17 protein-coding genes are annotated in these 17,849 nt (G+C 68.2%); 6 read left to right on the forward strand and 11 right to left on the reverse strand.

The window, feature by feature from the left end; all coding sequences use genetic code 11:
* Position 1 precedes the first annotated feature (1 nt).
* From alr to purF, 4 genes are all read left to right on the forward strand, one after another.
* Positions 2 to 1,153 carry an alanine racemase gene (gene alr / locus HNQ73_RS16365; protein WP_183336231.1) on the forward strand — a complete coding sequence of 384 codons (1,152 nt, stop codon included), beginning with the start codon at positions 2 to 4 and terminating at the stop codon, positions 1,151 to 1,153.
* Positions 1,154 to 1,156: 3 nt separating this feature from the next.
* On the forward strand, positions 1,157 to 2,569 hold the full coding sequence (gene radA, locus HNQ73_RS16370; RefSeq protein WP_183336233.1) for a DNA repair protein RadA: 1,413 nt from the start codon (positions 1,157 to 1,159) through the stop codon (positions 2,567 to 2,569).
* Between the two features lie 103 nt (positions 2,570 to 2,672).
* Positions 2,673 to 3,314: a CvpA family protein gene (locus HNQ73_RS16375; protein WP_183336235.1), complete on the forward strand. Its 642-nt coding sequence runs from the start codon at positions 2,673 to 2,675 to the stop codon at positions 3,312 to 3,314.
* 138 nt (positions 3,315 to 3,452) lie between these two features.
* On the forward strand, positions 3,453 to 4,901 hold the full coding sequence (gene purF, locus HNQ73_RS16380; RefSeq protein ID WP_183336238.1) for an amidophosphoribosyltransferase: 1,449 nt from the start codon (positions 3,453 to 3,455) through the stop codon (positions 4,899 to 4,901).
* Between the two features lie 74 nt (positions 4,902 to 4,975).
* Here the strand turns inward: purF and HNQ73_RS16385 are convergent, their stop codons facing one another.
* Together HNQ73_RS16385 and HNQ73_RS16390 are read right to left on the reverse strand one after the other, a co-directional pair.
* Positions 4,976 to 5,584, reverse strand: a complete 609-nt coding sequence (locus HNQ73_RS16385) for a L,D-transpeptidase (RefSeq protein ID WP_183336240.1) — start codon at positions 5,582 to 5,584, stop codon at positions 4,976 to 4,978.
* A gap of 144 nt (positions 5,585 to 5,728) precedes the next feature.
* Positions 5,729 to 6,115 carry a hypothetical protein gene (locus tag HNQ73_RS16390; protein ID WP_183336241.1) on the reverse strand — a complete coding sequence of 129 codons (387 nt, stop codon included), beginning with the start codon at positions 6,113 to 6,115 and terminating at the stop codon, positions 5,729 to 5,731.
* Between the two features lie 210 nt (positions 6,116 to 6,325).
* On the opposite strand from HNQ73_RS16390, the gene HNQ73_RS16395 reads away from it, so the two are divergent.
* Complete coding sequence (locus tag HNQ73_RS16395; protein WP_183336243.1) at positions 6,326 to 7,066, forward strand: SDR family NAD(P)-dependent oxidoreductase; 741 nt, start codon at positions 6,326 to 6,328, stop codon at positions 7,064 to 7,066.
* Positions 7,067 to 7,096: 30 nt separating this feature from the next.
* Here the strand turns inward: HNQ73_RS16395 and der are convergent, their stop codons facing one another.
* The 5 genes from der to HNQ73_RS16420 all read right to left on the reverse strand — a co-directional run bounded on the left by der (position 7,097) and on the right by HNQ73_RS16420 (position 12,658).
* Complete coding sequence (der, locus tag HNQ73_RS16400) at positions 7,097 to 8,452, reverse strand: ribosome biogenesis GTPase Der (RefSeq protein WP_183336245.1); 1,356 nt, start codon at positions 8,450 to 8,452, stop codon at positions 7,097 to 7,099.
* A 19-nt stretch (positions 8,453 to 8,471) separates the two neighbouring features.
* Entirely contained in the window at positions 8,472 to 9,134 is a 663-nt protein-coding gene (locus tag HNQ73_RS16405; RefSeq protein ID WP_183336247.1) for a tetratricopeptide repeat protein, read from the reverse strand.
* A gap of 160 nt (positions 9,135 to 9,294) precedes the next feature.
* The gene (gene panB / locus HNQ73_RS16410) at positions 9,295 to 10,167 is read right to left on the reverse strand and encodes a 3-methyl-2-oxobutanoate hydroxymethyltransferase (protein ID WP_183336249.1); all 873 of its coding nucleotides are present in this window, start codon (positions 10,165 to 10,167) and stop codon (positions 9,295 to 9,297) included.
* Between the two features lie 21 nt (positions 10,168 to 10,188).
* Positions 10,189 to 10,764 (reverse strand): NnrU family protein, encoded by a 576-nt coding sequence (locus HNQ73_RS16415; RefSeq protein WP_183336251.1) that lies wholly within the window; start codon positions 10,762 to 10,764, stop codon positions 10,189 to 10,191.
* 430 nt (positions 10,765 to 11,194) lie between these two features.
* On the reverse strand, positions 11,195 to 12,658 hold the full coding sequence (locus tag HNQ73_RS16420) for a catalase (RefSeq protein ID WP_183336253.1): 1,464 nt from the start codon (positions 12,656 to 12,658) through the stop codon (positions 11,195 to 11,197).
* Between the two features lie 137 nt (positions 12,659 to 12,795).
* On the opposite strand from HNQ73_RS16420, the gene HNQ73_RS16425 reads away from it, so the two are divergent.
* Positions 12,796 to 13,692, forward strand: a complete 897-nt coding sequence (locus HNQ73_RS16425) for a hydrogen peroxide-inducible genes activator (protein WP_373284927.1) — start codon at positions 12,796 to 12,798, stop codon at positions 13,690 to 13,692.
* Between the two features lie 61 nt (positions 13,693 to 13,753).
* Here the strand turns inward: HNQ73_RS16425 and uxuA are convergent, their stop codons facing one another.
* The 4 genes from uxuA to HNQ73_RS16445 form a co-directional block, all read right to left on the reverse strand.
* Positions 13,754 to 14,938 carry a mannonate dehydratase gene (gene uxuA / locus HNQ73_RS16430; protein ID WP_183336257.1) on the reverse strand — a complete coding sequence of 395 codons (1,185 nt, stop codon included), beginning with the start codon at positions 14,936 to 14,938 and terminating at the stop codon, positions 13,754 to 13,756.
* Positions 14,939 to 14,948: 10 nt separating this feature from the next.
* Positions 14,949 to 16,226: a TRAP transporter large permease gene (locus HNQ73_RS16435; RefSeq protein WP_183336259.1), complete on the reverse strand. Its 1,278-nt coding sequence runs from the start codon at positions 16,224 to 16,226 to the stop codon at positions 14,949 to 14,951.
* A 5-nt stretch (positions 16,227 to 16,231) separates the two neighbouring features.
* Entirely contained in the window at positions 16,232 to 16,750 is a 519-nt protein-coding gene (locus tag HNQ73_RS16440) for a TRAP transporter small permease (RefSeq protein WP_183336261.1), read from the reverse strand.
* A 62-nt stretch (positions 16,751 to 16,812) separates the two neighbouring features.
* A complete protein-coding gene (locus HNQ73_RS16445; RefSeq protein ID WP_183336263.1) occupies positions 16,813 to 17,802 on the reverse strand; it encodes a C4-dicarboxylate TRAP transporter substrate-binding protein in 990 nt (329 codons plus the stop codon).
* Positions 17,803 to 17,849 lie beyond the last annotated feature (47 nt).

Consider the following 17,849-nt stretch of genomic DNA (forward strand, 5'->3'; position numbering starts at 1 on the left):
TGTGACCAGCGCAGCGCACGGGCCCTGCCCCGCCGTCGGCGAGGATGAGGCGGGCGGGCTTCTCACCATCGACCTGGCCGCCCTGGTCGCCAACTGGCGCGCCCTGGCCGCAAGGGTCGGCTCCGCCGAGACGGCGGCGGTCGTCAAGGCCGACGCCTATGGCATTGGCATCGAGCAGGCTGTGTCTGCGCTCTATGGCGCCGGCTGCCGCACCTTCTTCGTCGCCCACCCCGTCGAGGGACGGCGCGTGCGCGCGGCCGCGCCCGATGCCGTGATCTACGTGCTGAACGGCCTTCTGCCCGGCACCGCTGCCGCCTACCGGGCGCACGACCTGCGGCCGGTGCTCGGCTCGCTGGAAGAGATCGAGGAGTGGGCGGCCTTCTGCCGCGCCGGCGCAGGCCGCCTGCCGGCGGCCCTCCATGTCGACACCGGCATGAACCGCCTCGGCCTGCGGGTGGAAGCGGCGGTCCAGCTCGCCGAAAACACTGAGCTGCTCGGTGCCTTCACGCCAAGCCTCGTGATGAGCCATCTCGTCTCCGCCGAGGAGCCGGACGACCCCATCAATGCCCGGCAGATCGCTGCCTTCTCGCATGTGCGCGAGCGCTTTGCCGGCGTGCCGGCCTCGCTCGCCAATTCCTCCGGCATTTTCCTGCCCCAGGCGCCGCATTTCGATCTCGTGCGGCCAGGCTACGCGCTCTATGGCGGCAACCCGACACCCGAGCGGGCCAACCCCATGCGTCCCGTCGTCCAGCTCGAGGCGCGCGTCATCCAGCTGCGCTGGACGCCGGACGGCGAGACCGTGGGCTACAACGGCCACTGGACAGCACAGGGGCGGCGGCGCATCGCGACGCTCTCGGTGGGCTATGCCGACGGCTACCTGCGCACGGCAAGCGGCACCAACCTCAAGGCCGGCGGCGAGGCTGTCGTGGCCGGCGTGCGCTGCCCCTTCGCCGGCCGCATCTCGATGGACCTCATCACCCTCGATGTCAGCGCCGTGCCGGAAGGGGCCATCCAGCGTGGTGACAAGGTCACCCTCATCGGCAATGGCCTGACCATTGACGAGGTCGGCAAGCGCGCCGGCACCATAGGCTACGAGATCCTGACGAGCCTCGGCAGGCGCTATCATCGCCGCTACCTGCCGGCAACGGTCTAGCCCATGGCACGGCGTGCGCCCGCCTTCATCTGCCAGAGCTGCGGCGCGTCCTACACGCGCTGGCAGGGCAAGTGCGACGCCTGCGGCGCCTGGAACAGCCTGGCCGAGGAGACGACGAGCGCCCCGCCCATGCCTGTGCCGGGCGCGCGGCCGGGCGGCCGGCTGAAGGGGCGCATCTTCCCGCTCGAGGGCCTCACGGGCAGCGAGGCGCAGGCGCCGCGCGCGGTGAGCGGCATCGGCGAACTCGACCGCGTGACCGGCGGCGGCTTCGTCGAGGGTTCGGTCATCCTCATCGGCGGCGATCCGGGCATCGGCAAGTCGACCCTGCTCATCCAGGCCTGCGCCGCCCTGGCCCGGGCCGGCCACCGCATCGCCTACATCTCCGGCGAGGAGGCCATCGGTCAGGTGCGCCTCAGGGCGGAGCGGCTCGGCCTCACCGACGCGCCGGTGGAGCTCGCCTCGCAGACCAATGTTGAGGACATCGTCGCCACCCTGTCCCAGGGGCCGGCGCCGCGCCTCGTGGTCATCGATTCGATCCAGACCATGTGGAGCGGCCTCGTCGATGCCGCGCCCGGGACAGTGACGCAGGTGCGCGGCAGCGCGCAGACGCTCATCCGCTTCGCCAAGACGACGGGCACGTGCGTCATCCTCGTCGGCCACGTCACCAAGGACGGGCAGATCGCCGGCCCGCGCGTCGTCGAGCACATGGTGGATGCGGTCGTCTCCTTCGAGGGCGACAGCGGCCACCATTTCCGCATCCTGCGCGCGGTCAAGAACCGCTTCGGCCCCACGGATGAGATCGGCGTCTTCGAAATGACGGGCAACGGCCTCGCCGAGGTGCCGAACCCCTCCGCCCTCTTCCTTGCCGGACGTGACCACGAGGCGCCCGGAGCTGCCGTCTTTGCCGGCATGGAGGGCACGCGCCCTCTCCTCGTCGAGTTCCAGGCGCTCGTCGCCCCCACCGCCCTCGGCACGCCACGGCGCGCCGTGGTGGGCTGGGAGCAGAACCGGCTCGCGATGGTGCTGGCAGTGCTCGAGGCGCACGGCGGCCTCAAGCTCGGCATGCACGACGTCTACCTCAACGTCGCCGGCGGACTGAAAATCACCGAGCCGGCGGCAGACCTTGCCGCGGCGGCCGCGCTCGTCTCCTCCCTCGCCGGTCGGCCGCTGCCGCCCGAGGTGGTGTTCTTCGGGGAGATTGGTCTTTCCGGCGCGATCAGGCCGGTTGCCCAGAGCGCCCAGCGCCTCAAGGAGGCGGCCAAGCTCGGCTTTCGCCGCGCCGTGACGCCTGCCGCCCTGCGCGAGACGGGCGATGCGACGCTTGCGCTCACGGGCATGGCCCATATTGCCGATCTCGTCGCCATGGTGGCGGCCGGGCCCCGGCAAGGCGCATCCCGGATTGCTTATGACAGGTGACGAAAACGCAACGGCGGGCTATACAGCGCGTTGAGGCAGCAACGTGGCCGGCGGCATCCGAGGCCGAAGGCATAACGAAGACAGGGCTCAACGGCACGCGCTCATGCCAGTTCCGCTTCTTGATCTCATCGTCCTCGGCATCGTCGTTATTTCGGCGCTGCTTGCGACCGTCCGCGGCTTCACACGCGAGATCCTCGCCATCGCATCGTGGTGCGCCGCCGCCGTTGCCGCGCTGATGCTGCACCCGGCGCTGCTGCCCTATGTGAAGGAGCACATCTCCAACCCGACCATCGCTCTCGTCGTGGCCATCGCGGCGATCTTCCTGGTCACGCTGATCATCGTGTCCTTCATTACGGTGCAGCTGTCAGATCTCGTGCTCGATTCGCGCATCGGCGCGCTCGACCGTTCGCTGGGCTTCCTCTTTGGTGCCGCCCGCGGCTTCCTGATCTGCGCCGTTGCCTTCCTTTTCTTCAACTGGCTGGTTACGCCCGACATGCAGCCGGAATGGGCGCGTGAGGCCAAGACGCGCGGCATCCTGCAATCCACGGGCGACAGCCTGATGGCCCTTCTGCCGGACGACCCGGAAACCGCCATCCTGCAGCGCCTCAAGCGGGTGAAGCCGGAGGGCGAGACCGGGGAGCCGCCGGCCGAGGCCGTGCCGGAGCAGCGCACCCAGCAGACACCGGGCAGCTACGAGCAGAGCGACAAGCAGGGCATCCGAGCCCTGGCGGGGGGAAACAACTGAGGCGACCCGCGCTTTTCGCGCATGCGGCATGAACGCGCGTGCGAATTGCAACGATGGTGGTTAGACACGACATGAGGCTTTGACCGCCCGTCCCCATGACCTCATGGCCGACGGGCTGCCGTGCGTGCGGTGGACGAGATGATGGACAGCGACTTCGACGGGGATACCCTGCACGAGGAGTGCGGGGTGTTTGGCATTTTTGGGCATCCTGACGCCGCGGCCGTAACCGCGCTTGGTCTGCACGCGCTGCAGCACCGCGGGCAGGAGGCGGTCGGCATCGTCTCCTATGACGGGGCGAAGTTCCATGCCGAGAAGTATCTCGGCCTCGTCGGCGACAACTTTTCCGACGCCTCGGTGATCGCCCGCCTGCCGGGTGCCTCTGCCATCGGCCACGTGCGCTACGCCACGACGGGCGAGACGGCGCTGCGTAACGTGCAGCCGCTCTTCGCCGAGCTGCACGGCGGCGGTTTCGCCGTGGCGCACAACGGCAACCTCACCAACGCGCTCACCCTGCGCCGCCAGCTGGTGCAGGAGGGCTCCATCTGCCAGTCCACCAGCGATACCGAGGTCATCCTGCACCTCGTGGCACGCAGCCGTCGCACCCGGTTCATCGACCGCTTCATCGACGCGCTCAGGCGGCTCGAAGGGGCCTATTCCTTCGTCGGCCTCACCAACAAGAAGCTCATCGGCGCGCGCGACCCGCTCGGCATCCGCCCGCTGGTGCTGGGCCAGCTCGACAGCTGCTACATTCTCGCCTCGGAGACCTGCGCGCTCGACATCATCGGCGCCAAGTTCGTGCGCGACGTGGAGAACGGCGAGATCGTCGTCATCTCCGAGGAGGGGCTCGAGTCGATCAAGCCCTTCCCTCCGCAGCCGATGCGCCCCTGCATCTTCGAGTACATCTATTTCGCCCGCCCCGATTCCATCGTGCACGGGCGCAACGTCTACGAGGTCCGCAAGCGCATGGGCGAGCAGCTGGCGCGCGAGGCGCCGGCCGATGCCGACGTCGTGGTGCCGGTGCCGGATTCCGGCGTGCCGGCCGCCATCGGCTACGCCCAGGCCTGCAACCTGCCCTACGAGCTCGGCATCATCCGCAACCACTATGTCGGGCGCACCTTCATCCAGCCGACCCAGTCCGTGCGCGAGATCGGCGTGCGCATGAAGCACTCGGCCAACCGCGGCGTGGTCGCGGGCCGGCGCATCGTGCTTGTCGACGATTCCATCGTGCGCGGCACGACGTCTGTGAAGATCGTACAGATGATGCGCGATGCCGGCGCGACGGAGGTGCATTTCCGCATCGCCAGCCCGCCGATCACCCATCCCGACTACTACGGCATCGACACGCCCGAGCGCGACAAGCTGCTGGCCGCCACCCACACGCTCGAGGAGATGCGGGCCTACATCGGCGCCGACTCCCTCGCCTTCCTGTCGGTGGACGGCATCTACAGGGCGGTCGGCTACGAGGGCCGTGACCCGGTGCGCCCCCAGTTCACCGACCACTGCTTCACCGGCGACTACCCGACGCCGCTCACCGATGTGACGGGCGAGGCGCCGCGCCAGCTCTCCATGCTGGCCGAGGCGGGCTGACAAGGCCCTCTCCCAAAGAGAAACCCGCCTTCGCGAGAAGGCGGGTTTTTCCTTTGGCCGGAGGCAGCGCGGGGTCAGATCACGATGACCCGCGTTCCCGTCGGTACGCGCTGGTAGAGGTCGATGATGTCGTCGTTCATCAGCCGCACGCAGCCGGAGGAAACCGCCTGGCCGATGGTCCAGGCCTCGGACGTGCCGTGGATGCGATAGAGCGTGTCGACACCGTTCTTGTAGAGATAGAGGGCGCGGGCGCCGAGCGGATTCTTGAGGCCGCCCGCCATCATCGCCGGCAGCTCCGGCTGGCGCTTGCGCATCTCCGGCGGCGGATACCACGCCGGCCACACCGCCTTGCGCGCCACCGTCGCCTCGCCAGACCAGGCGAAGCCGTCGCGGCCGATGCCGCATCCGTAGCGCAGCGCCTGGCCGTCCGGCAGCACGAGGTAGACGAAGCGCGTCTTGGTGCGCACGACGATGGTGCCGGGACGCCCGGGCCCCTCGTAGGGCACGATCTGGCGCATGTAGATGGGGTCGATGACGAAGTCGTCCCGCGTGCCGGCGAGCGCGTCCGCCGTCTGCTGCGCGGAGGCGCCGACGCCGGTCATCGCCGCGGCAGGCATGCCGGCGAGTGAGCAGGCGGCGGCGCCGAGGCCGAGGGAGAGAAAACTGCGACGATCCATGGACATGTGTTGAACCTCGGGCGGGGATGGACGCCGCCGGCAGCGGGCCCGGGCGGGCTTCGGCGCCCGCCTCGGCCGCCGGGCCGGCTCGCACCGGCAGGTCGCTCCTGCCCGTGCGCGCCTCCGGGGCGTCGTGAATGAAGGGAAAAGTCAGGTCACGGGTTGGCGAGGCGGACCGAGCGGCGGCGGCACCTCGCGTGTCGGCGGCATGCGGCCCTGCTCGCATGCGGCAATGCCGGAGAAGGTGCGGACCGGCGCTGCGGCCATACCGCCTGGCAGGATGCCCGGCTGGCAGGGCGACTTGGTCTCCGAGGCGGGTACTGCCCGATCTTCGTCGGCCGACGGTGCGTCGAGCGGCAGGAGAGCAAGCTCGTTCGCGCCCGACGCCGCGAGGGCGCTGGCAATGCGCTCGGCCGTGCTCTGCGCATGGGCCGTCCGCCCGACAACCAGGGCTGTCACGAGGGCGATGACGAGCACGAGACAGGCCCCGCGCACACAGCGCCGCCAGCCTTCTTCGATGCCCGCCGTCATCGGCATGGTCGCCCCCGCAAATTCATCTATTCCGCCGCGCCATCTACACCGGCCAGATGCTTTTGCATTGCGGCAAAACTGGGCAAATCACAGCCGGGCGAATCAATATGGCAACAGTGTTGCAAAAATTCCACACAGGGCACCCTGGCCTCGCCCGCCGGCGCAAATGGTGCTAGGGACGGGCAACCAGACTCGCGCTCAACTGCAGGATCTTCCATGTCCCGCCCCCTTGCTGACCGCATCGCCCTCGTCACCGGCGCATCGCGCGGTATTGGCCGTGCCGTCGCGCTCGAACTCGCCAAAGCCGGCGCCCACGTGATCGCCCTCGCCCGCACCACGGGCGCGCTGGAGGAGCTCGACGACGAGATCCGGGCTCTCGGCAGCTCGGCAACGCTCGTGCCGGTCGATCTCAAGGACTACGACGCGCTCGACCGGCTGGGCGCCGCGATCTACGAGCGCTGGGGCAAGCTCGACATCCTCGTCGCCAATGCCGGGCAGCTTGGCGCGCTCTCGCCGCTCGGCCACATCGAGCCGAAGGTGTGGGACGACGTCATGGCCGTGAACGTGACGGCCAACTGGCGCCTCATCCGCTCGCTCGATCCGCTGCTGCGCGCCTCCGATGCAGGCCGGGCTGTCTTCATCTCGTCCGGCGCGGCCCACAAGGGAACGGCCTACTGGGGCGTCTATGCCGTCTCGAAGGCGGCGCTCGAGATGCTGGCGCGGACCTACGCGGCCGAGACCGCCAGCACGCCGGTAAAGGTGATGCTTGCCAACCCGGGGCCGCTGCGCACGGCCATGCGCCGCGCGGCCATGCCGGGCGAAGACCCGCAGACCCTGCGTACGCCGGAAGACTTCGCGCCGCATCTCGTCAAGCTCGTCATGCCCGAGTGGCGGGAGAGCGGGCTCATCTACGATTTCCGCGAGGACAGGCTGCTGCGGCCGCAAATGCCAGCGTAAGGCACGCCGGCTTCAGGCCGCGGCCGATGCCTAGGACCGGCCACCCTTGTCGAACGGGTTCTTGCCCGTGCGCAGGGAGAGACGGATCGGCACGCCCGGCAGGTCGAAAGTCTCCCGCAGGCCGTTGACCAGGTAGCGGGTGTAGGACCGCGGCAGCTCCTGCAGCTGGTTGCCGAAGATGGCGAAGTGCGGCGGCCTCGCCTTCACCTGCGTCATGTAGCGGATCTTGATGCGACGGCCCGCGACTGCCGGCGGCGGATGGATCTCCAGCATGTCCCCGAGCCAGCGGTTGAGCTGGGCGGTCGGCACGCGGCGGTTCCATACCTCATAAGCCTCGAAGACGGCCTTCATCAGATCGTCGATGCCCTGGCCGGCGAGGCCGGACAGCGGAACGACCGGCACGCCCTTGACCTGGGCGAGCAGGCGCGAGGCCTCCTCCTTCAGCTCCTTGAGCAGGCCGGGCCTGTCGGCCACGAGATCCCACTTGTTGAGCCCGATGACGAGCGCCCTGCCCTCGCGCTCAACCAGGTCGACGATGGTGAGGTCCTGTTTCTCGAAGGGGATGGTGGCATCGAGCAGGACGACGACCACGTCGGCAAAGCGCACGGCGCGCAGGCCGTCGGCCACGGAAAGCTTCTCAAGCTTGTCCTCGACCCGCGCGCGCTTGCGCATGCCGGCCGTGTCGAACAGCTTCACGCGGCGGCCGCGCCAGTCCCAGTCGAGTGAGATGGTGTCGCGCGTGATGCCGGCCTCCGGGCCGGTCAGCAGCCGCTCCTCGCCCAGCATGCGGTTGACGAGCGTGGACTTGCCGGCATTGGGGCGGCCGACGATGGCGACACGGACGGGCCGGTCGGCATCCTCCTGCTCCTTCCCCTCCTCGTCGTCCGGCTCTGACGGCAGCAGGGCCGCGAGCGCGTCGTGCAACTCGCCCAGACCTTCGCCGTGTTCGGCCGAGATCGGCACGGGGTCGCCGAGGCCGAGGCCGAAGGCCTCGTAGGTGCCTTCCATGCCCTTGCCGCCTTCGGCCTTGTTGGCGAGCAGGATGACCGGCTTGCCGGAGCGGCGCACGAGATCGGCAAAGGCGTGATCGCTCGGCGTCAGCCCCACCCGCGCGTCGATGACGAACAGGATGACGTCCGCTTCGGCGATTGCCACCTCTGTCTGCGCGCGCATGCGCCCGGCGAGGGAGGCCTCGTCCGCCTCTTCCAGGCCCGCCGTGTCGACAACGTTGAAGGTGAGCTCACCCAGCCGCGCCTCGCCCTCGCGCCGGTCTCGGGTCACGCCCGGCCGGTCGTCGACCAGAGCGAGCTTCTTGCCGACGAGGCGATTGAACAACGTCGACTTGCCGACGTTGGGCCGGCCGATGATGGCGACAGTGCCAGCCATGGCTTCCTACTTCGCAGGGTCAGCCGGCCTTGCCGACGGGGCCGCTGCGCACGAGCTCGAGATAGATGTTCACGCGCTGGCGCAGGGCCGGCGGCGCCTCGCGGTCGGCAGCGATCTGGTCGAACCAGCGGCCGGCAGCTTCGTAGTCACCCGCCTTGAGGGCGGCGAGGCCAAGGAGCTCGCGCGCGGTGTTGCGCCACGTGGAGGTGGGGCTGGCGAGCGGCTCAAGCTTCGCCGTCACGGCGGCGGCGTCCAGCTGGTCGAAACCGGCGATGACGGCACGCAGGCGCGCGAGATCGCGCAGGCCCGCGGGCACACTCGTGTCGGCCGCGATCGCTTCGTAGGCCTCGACGCCGCGCGCGGGATCGGCCTTGGCCGTTTCCGCCGCAAGGCGCAGACGCGACACGAGACGGTAGCCCCCCGAACCGTCGCGCTCCAGCTCCCGCAGCAGGGCGGTGCCCTCATCGGCCCGGTCGGAGCCGAGAAGCTCGAGCGCCTGCTCGTAGCGGGCGCCACTCGCCTCCGCCCGGCTGAGCTGCTGGTGCTGATAGAACCGCCAGCCGCCGACGGCCGCAACGAACGCGACCGCAAGAACGGCAACCTTGGTGCCGTGCTTCTTCCAGAAGGCGAGCGCCTTGTCGCGCCGCAGCTCCTCTTCGATCTCGTGAAAGATATCAGCCATCGAGCCCGTTGACCGCTGGCCCGCGCAGCGCGCGGGCAAATTTCATCCAGCCGGTCGCGTAGCACAGTCACCGCGTAAAGGCGAGCGCCCATGCAAGGACGCCGTCACACCGGCAGACCGGGTGCACCGGCGGGAGACAGATGATCTGCCGACGGCGGAACTACTCTGCCGCGGCGCTGCGCTCGCGGCCGGGTGCGCTGGCCTCGGGCTCCTCGAAGCCCGGGTCGGCGTAGGTATTCTCGACGCCGGGGAAGGTCCGGTTGCGCACGTCGTGCGCGTAGCGGGCGATAGCGTCCGCGGCGACGGAGCCGATCTCCGCATAACGCCGGACGAACTTGGGCACGCGCGGCATGAGGCCCAGCATGTCCTCCATGACGAGGATCTGCCCGTCGCAGACGACGGAGGCGCCGATGCCGATGGTCGGCACGGGCATGGCGCGCGTCAGGGCAGCGGCGACGCGCACCGGCACTGCTTCCACCACGACCGCGAAGGCACCGGCGGACACGACGGCCTCGGCATCGGCCGCGATCGCCTCGCTCTCGATGTCGTCCCGCCCGCGCGGACGGAAGGAGCCGAAGGTGTTGATCGACTGCGGCGTGAGGCCGACGTGCCCCATGACGGGGATGCCGCGCTCCACGAGATAGCCGACGGTGGCCGCCATGTGGCATCCGCCCTCGAGCTTCACCGCGCCGCAGCCGGTCTCCTTCATGATGCGCGAGGCGGCGCGGAAGGCGGCCTGCGGTCCCTCCTCGTAGGAGCCGAAGGGCAGATCGACGACGACGAGGGCATGGCGCGAGGCGCGCACCACGGCAGCGCCGTGCGCGATCATCATGTCGAGCGTCACGGGCACAGTCGTGTCATAGCCGTAGAGGACCATGCCGAGGGAATCGCCCACCAGGAGAAAGTCACAATGCTCGTCGGCAAGGCGCGCCGCAGGGGCGTGATAGGCGGTGAGCCCAACGATGGGAGCCCCACCCTTGCGCGCGCGAATGTCCGGCGCCGTCAGCCGGCGTACGCCACCAACAACCGACATACTCTATTTCCTTTCCCCCGTTCAGGCCGGCAGAACCGGTATCCCGATCAATAACGGATGCAGCCAGAACAAAAAAGCAACATAGATGATCGTACCGGCAAGGAGCGCCACCACATCATTGCGAAGGGAACCGGCCGGGACGGTTTCATCTGCGCCGGGACGACGTCTGGCGGCGATGCGCCCCACGACCGCCCAGGTGAGAAACGAGCCGAAGAGAAGCAGCGAGCCGAGATCGCCGTTGGCCAGAAGGTGGGCGAAGGCCCAGATCTTGACCGCCGCGAACATCGGGTGCCGGATCTTGCGCTTGATCGCACCGGGCAGATAGGCCGCAACGAGCAGCACGAAGACGGGCCACATCAGCGCCAGCGCCAGGTGCCGCCCCCATAGCGGCGGATCCCACAGCGGGACGTAGCCTTCAGCGCGGTAGCGGCCGAAGCCCCAGACGATCAGCACGAGACCGACGAGAGAAACAACCGAATAGAGCGCCTTGTAGCCGGCCTCTCCCAGCCGCGCGACGGCCGCGGCACGCGGTCCGCGAAACATCGTGAAGACATGCGCGGCAAAGAACACCGCGAGGCCGATGATCAGAAGCGCCATGCAAAGCGTCTCGACAGCAACGAGGGCTGAACAGTGCTTCATGCCGCGCAGCGATGCAAGAGCGCTCACCCCGGCCGCGGCCCTCGCGGGCGGCCGGCACCAGCCTCGTGCAAGCCGCGGGCGGCCGCTGCTCGGCATCGGCACAATGCCCTCTTGCAAGCCGGGACCGTTTCTGGTTCTAATCACCTATGGTTGTATATTGATTTTATAGCAAACTGATAATTGCATATCGCGATCGTTTTTTCAGACCTGCCTGCGTCCACGACAAACGGGTCGAGCGTGTGTGAAACGCGTCGGCACGCCGCGCAGATTGCCTGCGGGCGCTATGGAGGAGGTCGTCATGAAAACTGCGGGATGGCGAACGGCGGCCGCCAAACTGCCCTGCCGCGGGCGCGCCCGCGGCAGGGGGATAGCCAACGGCTGTTGCGGACTATTCCGCCGCCGTCGCAAGCGAGGCGACGTCGATGCCCATGCGCCGCGCCACGCCCGCGCCATAGGCCGGATCGGCCCGGTGGAAGTGCACGATCTGGCGCCGCACGATTTCCTCCGGCACGCCTTCCATCGCAGCGGCGATGTTGTCCATCAGCCGCTCCCGCGCGTCCGGTGTCATCAGGCGGAAGAGGTTGCCCGGCTGCGTGTAGTCGTCATTGCCTTCGCGGTGGTCGTAGCGCGCCGCGTCGCCCGAGATCTTCAGCGGCGGCTCGGCATATTGCGGGTTCTGGGCCGGGCCGCCGAAGCTGTTCGGCTCGTAGTAGGCGTCGGGATTGGCCGGGCCCGCCAGGCGCATCGCGCCGTCCGCGTGGTAGGTGTGGACCGGGCAGCGCGGCTGGTTCACCGGGATCTGGTGGTAGTTGATGCCGAGCCGGTAGCGGTGTGCATCGGCGTAGGAGAAGAGGCGCGCCTGCAGCATCTTGTCGGGCGAGAAGCCGACGCCGGGCACGATGTTGGCCGGCGTCAGGCCCGCCTGCTCAACCTCCGCGAAGTAGTTCTGCGGGTTGCGGTTGAGCTCCAGGATGCCAACCTCGATGAGCGGATAGTCCTTGTGCGGCCAAACCTTCGTGAGGTCGAAGGGGTTGTAGGGCGTCTTCTCGGCGTCGAGCTCCGGCATGATCTGCACGCAGAAGCGCCAGCGCGGGTAGTTGCCCTGCTCAATCGCCTCGTAGAGGTCGCGCTGGTGCGATTCCCGGTCCTTGCCGATCACCTGCTCGGCCTCGGCATTGGTCCAGTTCGCGATGCCCTGCATCGACTTGAAGTGGAACTTGACCCAGAAACGCTCGCCCTCGGCGTTGATGAACGAGTACGTGTGCGAGCCAAAGCCGTGCATCTGCCGGTAGTTCCGCGGCAGGCCGCGGTCAGACATCAGGATCGTCACCTGGTGCAGGCTCTCCGGCGACAGGGACCAGAAGTCCCACATGGCCGTGTTCGAGCGCAGGTTGGTGACCGGGTGCCGCTTCTGCGTATGGATGAAGTCTGGGAACTTCAGCGGATCGCGCACGAAGAAGACCGGCGTGTTGTTGCCGACGATGTCCCAGTTGCCCTCCTCGGTGTAGAGGCGCAGGGCAAAGCCGCGCACGTCACGCTCGGCGTCGGCGGCGCCACGCTCGCCGGCAACCGTCGAGAAGCGGATGAAGGCCTCGGTCTTCTTGCCGACTTCGGAGAAGAGCTTCGCGCGCGAATAGCGGGTGATGTCGTTGGTGATGGTCAGCGTGCCATAGGCGCCCGAGCCCTTGGCGTGCACCGTGCGCTCGGGAATGCGCTCGCGGTTCTGGTGGGCCAGCTTCTCGAGCAGGAGGAAGTCCTGCAGCAGCAGCGGGCCGCGCGGGCCGGCACTCAGGCTGTTCTGGTTGTCTGCCACCGGCGCGCCGTTGGCCGTCGTCATGGTCGGTCGCGACATCGCACCTCTCCTAGTCATTGTTCCAGGCGCGACATTGCGACCAGTTCCCCATCAGGTCCAATTGTTTTACCTTACCGATTTAATAAGAAAGACTGATTTCCATGATCACTCTGCGCCATCTCCGATATTTCGAGGCTTTGTCTCGTCATCGTCACTTCCGCCGGGCGGCGGAGGAGTGCTCCGTCACCCAGCCTGCCCTCTCCATGCAGATGCAGGAGTTCGAGGCCCTGCTCGGCACGGTGCTCATCGAACGTCGCAGGGGCGATGTGCAGCTGACGGAAATGGGCCAGGAAATCGCGCGTCGCGCGCGGGAGATCCTCGTGGCCGCCCGCGATCTCGTGGAATATGCCCGCAGCCGGCAGGAGATCCTGTCCGGGCCGCTGCAGCTCGGCATCATCCCCTCTGTCGCGCCCTATATCCTGCCGCGCATCCTGCCGGAGATTACCGAGGCTTATCCCGCCCTGTCGCTCAACGTGCGCGAGACGCTGTCGGCCTCTCTCCTTGACGAGCTCGTGTCGGGCCGGGTGGACGCCGTTCTGATGTCGCTGCCCATTGACCACCCGGACGTCGAGTCCGTGCCACTGTTCGACGACGCTTTCCTGCTTGCGATGCCGGCGTCGGAGGATGTGCCGGCGCATCAGCGCCTGCAGCCGGAAGCGCTGGACCCGAAACGTCTCCTGCTTCTTGAGGAAGGCCACTGCCTGCGCGAGCAGGCGCTGGCCTTCTGCGGCATGTCGGGCGCTCCCCAGCGACAACAGTTCGGCGCCTCCAGCCTGGCGACAATCGTCCAGCTCGTCGCCAACGGCTTCGGCCTGACGCTGGTGCCGGAGATCGCCGTGCCCGTCGAAGTCGGGCAGGATTCGCGCATCCGGCTGGTGCGCTTTGCCGATCCGCAGCCCTATCGCACGATCGGCCTCGGCTGGCGGCGCAGCTCCTCCCGCCGCCGCGACTTCGAGGCGCTCGCAGCCGTCATCCGGCAGGTAGCGGGCCAGATCCTGAGCGACGTCAAGCAGCGCGAGCGCGAGGCGGCCTGAAACGGCAACGCGCCGGGGCAAGGCCCGGCGCGTTGCCGAGATTCGCCGCAGGGCTTCCCCTTCAGGCGAGCGCGGCCACTGCCTTCATCACCCCCCGGAGCTCGGCAAGCCCACGCAGCCGGCCGACGAGCGGATAGCCCGGATGGGCCTTGCGATTGCCGTCATCGAGCAGCACCTGGCCGTGATCGGGCCGTATCGGGATCTGCCAGTCCGCGCGTCCCTCGCGCAGGCGGCGCTGCTCCTCAGCGTGCAATGCGGCGATGACCGCCACCATGTCGACGTCGCCATCGAGATGCTCGCTCTCCATGAAGCTGCCGTCGGGGTCGCGCTTGACGTTGCGCAGATGCGCGAAATGGATGTGCGGGGCGAAACGGCGCGTGATCGCCGGCAGGTCGTTGCCCGCCCCGGCGCCGAGCGAGCCCGTGCACAGCGTGATGCCGTTCGCCGGCGACGGTACGGACTCAACGATGAAGGCGAGGTCCTCGGCGTTGGAGACGATGCGCGGCAGGCCGAAGAGCGGGCGCGGCGGATCGTCGGGATGCATGCACAGTCGCACCCCGACCTCCTCCGCCGTCGGCACGACCTCCTCAAGGAAGCGCTTGAGGTTGGCGCGCAGGTCCGCCGCGCTGAAGCCGTCGTAGCGCGCGAGAACGGCCTTGAGGCCCGGCACGTCGTAGCGCGTGTAGGCGCCCGGCAGGCCGGCCATGATCGTGTCGAGCAGACGCTGGCGGTCGGCCTCGGTGGAGGCGTCGAACCATTCCTTGGCGCGGGTAAGCACCTCGGGCGGGAACTCGGCGACCGCCCCCGGACGCTCCAGCATGAAGCAGTCGAAGGCCGCATGCAGGTGGGCGTCGAACCGCAGCGCCAGCGCGCCGCCGGGCTGCGGATAGGCAAGGTCCGTCCGCATCCAGTCCAGCAGCGGCATGAAGTTGTAGCAGACGGTGAAGATGCCGCAGGCGGCGAGGTTGCGCAGTGAGGTGCGGTAGTTGTCGAAGAGCGGGCGAAGGTCCCCCTCCCCGAGCTTGATGTTCTCGTGCACCGGCAGGCTCTCGACGACGCTCCAGCGCAGGCCGAGGCTGGCGTCGGCCTCGATCAGGCGCTTGCGCTCCATGATGGCCTCGACGGGCCACACCTCGCCGTAGGGAATGTCGTGCAGCGCCGTGACGATGCCGCGCGCACCGGCCTGCCTGATCTCGTGCAGGCGCACCGCGTCAGCCGGGCCGAACCATCGAAACGTCTCTTCCATCTGAGATGCCTCAGCCGAGAAGGTTGGGGAGGAACAGGACGACGCCGGGCATCAGGGCCAGGGCGAAGACGACGAGCATGATGGCGGCGAGGAAGGGCAGCGATTCCCAGAAGTACTCCTCAACCGGGCAGCGCAGGATGCCGCACACCGTGTACATGGCGACGCCCACCGGCGGGGTCATGCCGCCGAGCGTGACGACCGACATCATCAGGATGCCGAAGTGGACGGGGTCGACCCCGAGCCGCGTGACGAGCGGCACGAAGATCGGCGTCAGCATCAGGACGAGTACGGTCGACTCGACGAAAAGCCCGGCGATGAACAGGAAGAAGAGGATGAGCAGGACGACGAGCAGCGGCTCCTGCGTCAGCCCAAGCATCGCCGCGGCGATCGTCTGCGGCGCCTGCTCGAAGATGATGGCATAGCCCACCATGCCGGACATCACGATGATGAGCATGATGACGCCGACATCGAGCACCGCCTCCCCGAGCGCCTCGACGAGGCCTGTCCATGTCAGCTCCCGGTGCAGCAGCACGCCCACGAGCACGGCATAGATCACCGCGAAGGCGCCGACCTCCGAGGCGGTGAAGATGCCGCCGCGGATGGTGACGAGCAGGATCACGGGAAAGAGCAGCGCCCACTTGGCATCACACACCGCGCGCCAGACGTCGCGCGCCGACGGCAATGCCGTGCCCTCCGACTGGTAGCCCCGCTTGCGGGCTACGAGCCAGGCGGTGAGCATCATCGCAGCCATCATGACGAGGCCGGGGATGACGCCGGCGAGGAACAGCTTGCCGATGGAGACGTTGCCGACGAAGCCGTAGAGGATGAGGCCGAGGCTCGGCGGGATGGTGGCGGTGATGAGGGAGCCGACGGCGATGACGGCGCCGGTGAAGCCGCGCGAATAGCCGCGGCGGACCATGTCCGGCCCCAGAATGCGGGCCTCCATGGCCGCGTCGGCGACGGCAGAACCGGAGACGCCGCCCATGAGAGTCGACAAGACGATGCAGACCTGGGCGAGGCCGCCCGCCATCCACGAGACGAGCACGTTCGAGCAGGCGATGAGCCGCGGCGTGATGCCCGTGCGGTTCATCATGTGGCCGGCGAGCACGAAGAACGGCACGGCGAGCAGGGGAAAGCTCTGCGAGGCTGTAGCCACCTGCTGCACGCCGATGGACACCGGGATGGTGCCCGCCGCGAGGAAGAAGCTGAAGCCGGCGATGCCGATGGCGAAGGCGATCGGGAGCCCGGCGAACATCAGGATGAAGAAGATCGCAGCAAGAAGCAGCATCGCCGTCACTCCGCGGCGTGGCTCGCGCCGGCCATCTCCTCGTCGGGCCGGGCGAAGACGAGTGTTTCACCGCGCGCCCCCTGGGCGAGGCTGCGCACGATATGGGCGGCGAGCGTGATGGCGAGCAGCAGGCACCCTGCCGGGACGGCTCCCGTGACCCAGCCGTAGGAGATGCCGCTGTCGCCGTAGACGCGCTCGAGGTTGAGCATCGTCAGGCGCGCGCCCTGCCAGGCCATCGTCAGGAGAAAGGCCAGGGTGAGGAGCCCGAGCGCGATCTCGAGCCAGCGGCGCAGGCCTACCGGCAGCTTGCGCACGAAATAGTCGACACCGACATGCGCCTTGATGCGCAGCGCCTTGTTGGCACCGAGCATGACCAGCCAGATGAACAGGAGCTGGGCAAGATCCACCGACCAGATCAGGGGATGGCCGAATGTGCGGCCCAGGGCGGCCGCAAAGACGAGGACGACGATCCCTCCGAGCAGAAGCTTGGCGAGGCCGTCCTCCAGCGCGAGCAACAAGCGCATGGAGTATCTCCGGGACGAAAAAGGCCACCGCCGGAAGGCGGTGGCCGCACGATCGACTGCCGTTACTTGAGCATTTCGTCGATGGTCTTCTTCAGCTCGGCGTAGCCCAGCTTGCCGTAGACCTCGGCCGTGGCCTCGCGGAAGGGGGTGACGTCGATCTCGGCGATCGTCATGCCTTTGTCGGCCATGTCCTTCTCGTAGGTGGCGATGGCCGCCTCGGTCGCGCGGGAGGCGAAGTCACCCGCGGCCAGGGCTTCTTCCTTCAACGCGGTCTGCATCTCGGGAGGCAGGCTGTCGAACCAGCTGGCGCTGGTGACGAGGCCGGTGATGAGATTGATGTGGCCCGTCTTGGTCAGGTACTTCGTGACCTCATAAAGACGGGAGCCGTAGGCGGCCGGCGTCTGCGCCTCGACAGCGTCGATGGCCTGCTGCTGCAGCGCCGGATAGACCTCGGCCCAGCCCATGGGCGTGGGCGTCGCGCCCATGGCGCGGATGGTTTCCATCCACACCGGTGCGCCGGGTGTGCGCATGCGGACGCCGGCGAGATCCTCCGGCTTCGACACCGGCTTGTTGGTGAGCAGATGCCGCTCGCCCTGCCACCAGTTGAAGGACAGCACCTCGTGGCCGGACGCCTTGCGCAGCTTCTGCGCCCACGTGTCAAACAGCGGCGAGGTGACGACCTTGCGCACACCGTCATAGCCGCTGGCGAGGAACGGGCCGCCGAGAACGCCGAATTCCGGCACGAAGACGGCGAGACGGCCGCCGTCGACGACGACGGCGACGTTGGCGCCGGCGCGCGCCTGCTCCAGGACGTCCTCGTCCCTGCCAAGCTGCGAGCCGGAGAAGATGCGAATCTCGAACTCGCCGTTGCTGCGCTCCTTCATGCGGTCGCGCAGGCGCTCAAGCCCCTTGTAGATGGGGTCGTCCGTCGTCAGCGCCGTGTTGATGTTCAATTGATACTTGGCCGCGAGGGCGGCGGTCGACATGGTGGTGGCGGCGGCAAGCGCCGCAATGCCCGCGCAGGCGGACAGGACAACACGATGGATGGACATCACCAATCTCCCAGACGTTTCCCCGGCGAACGAGCCTTATGCCTATC

This window comes from Chelatococcus composti (assembly GCF_014201415.1).
GTDB lineage: Bacteria > Pseudomonadota > Alphaproteobacteria > Rhizobiales > Beijerinckiaceae > Chelatococcus_A > Chelatococcus_A composti.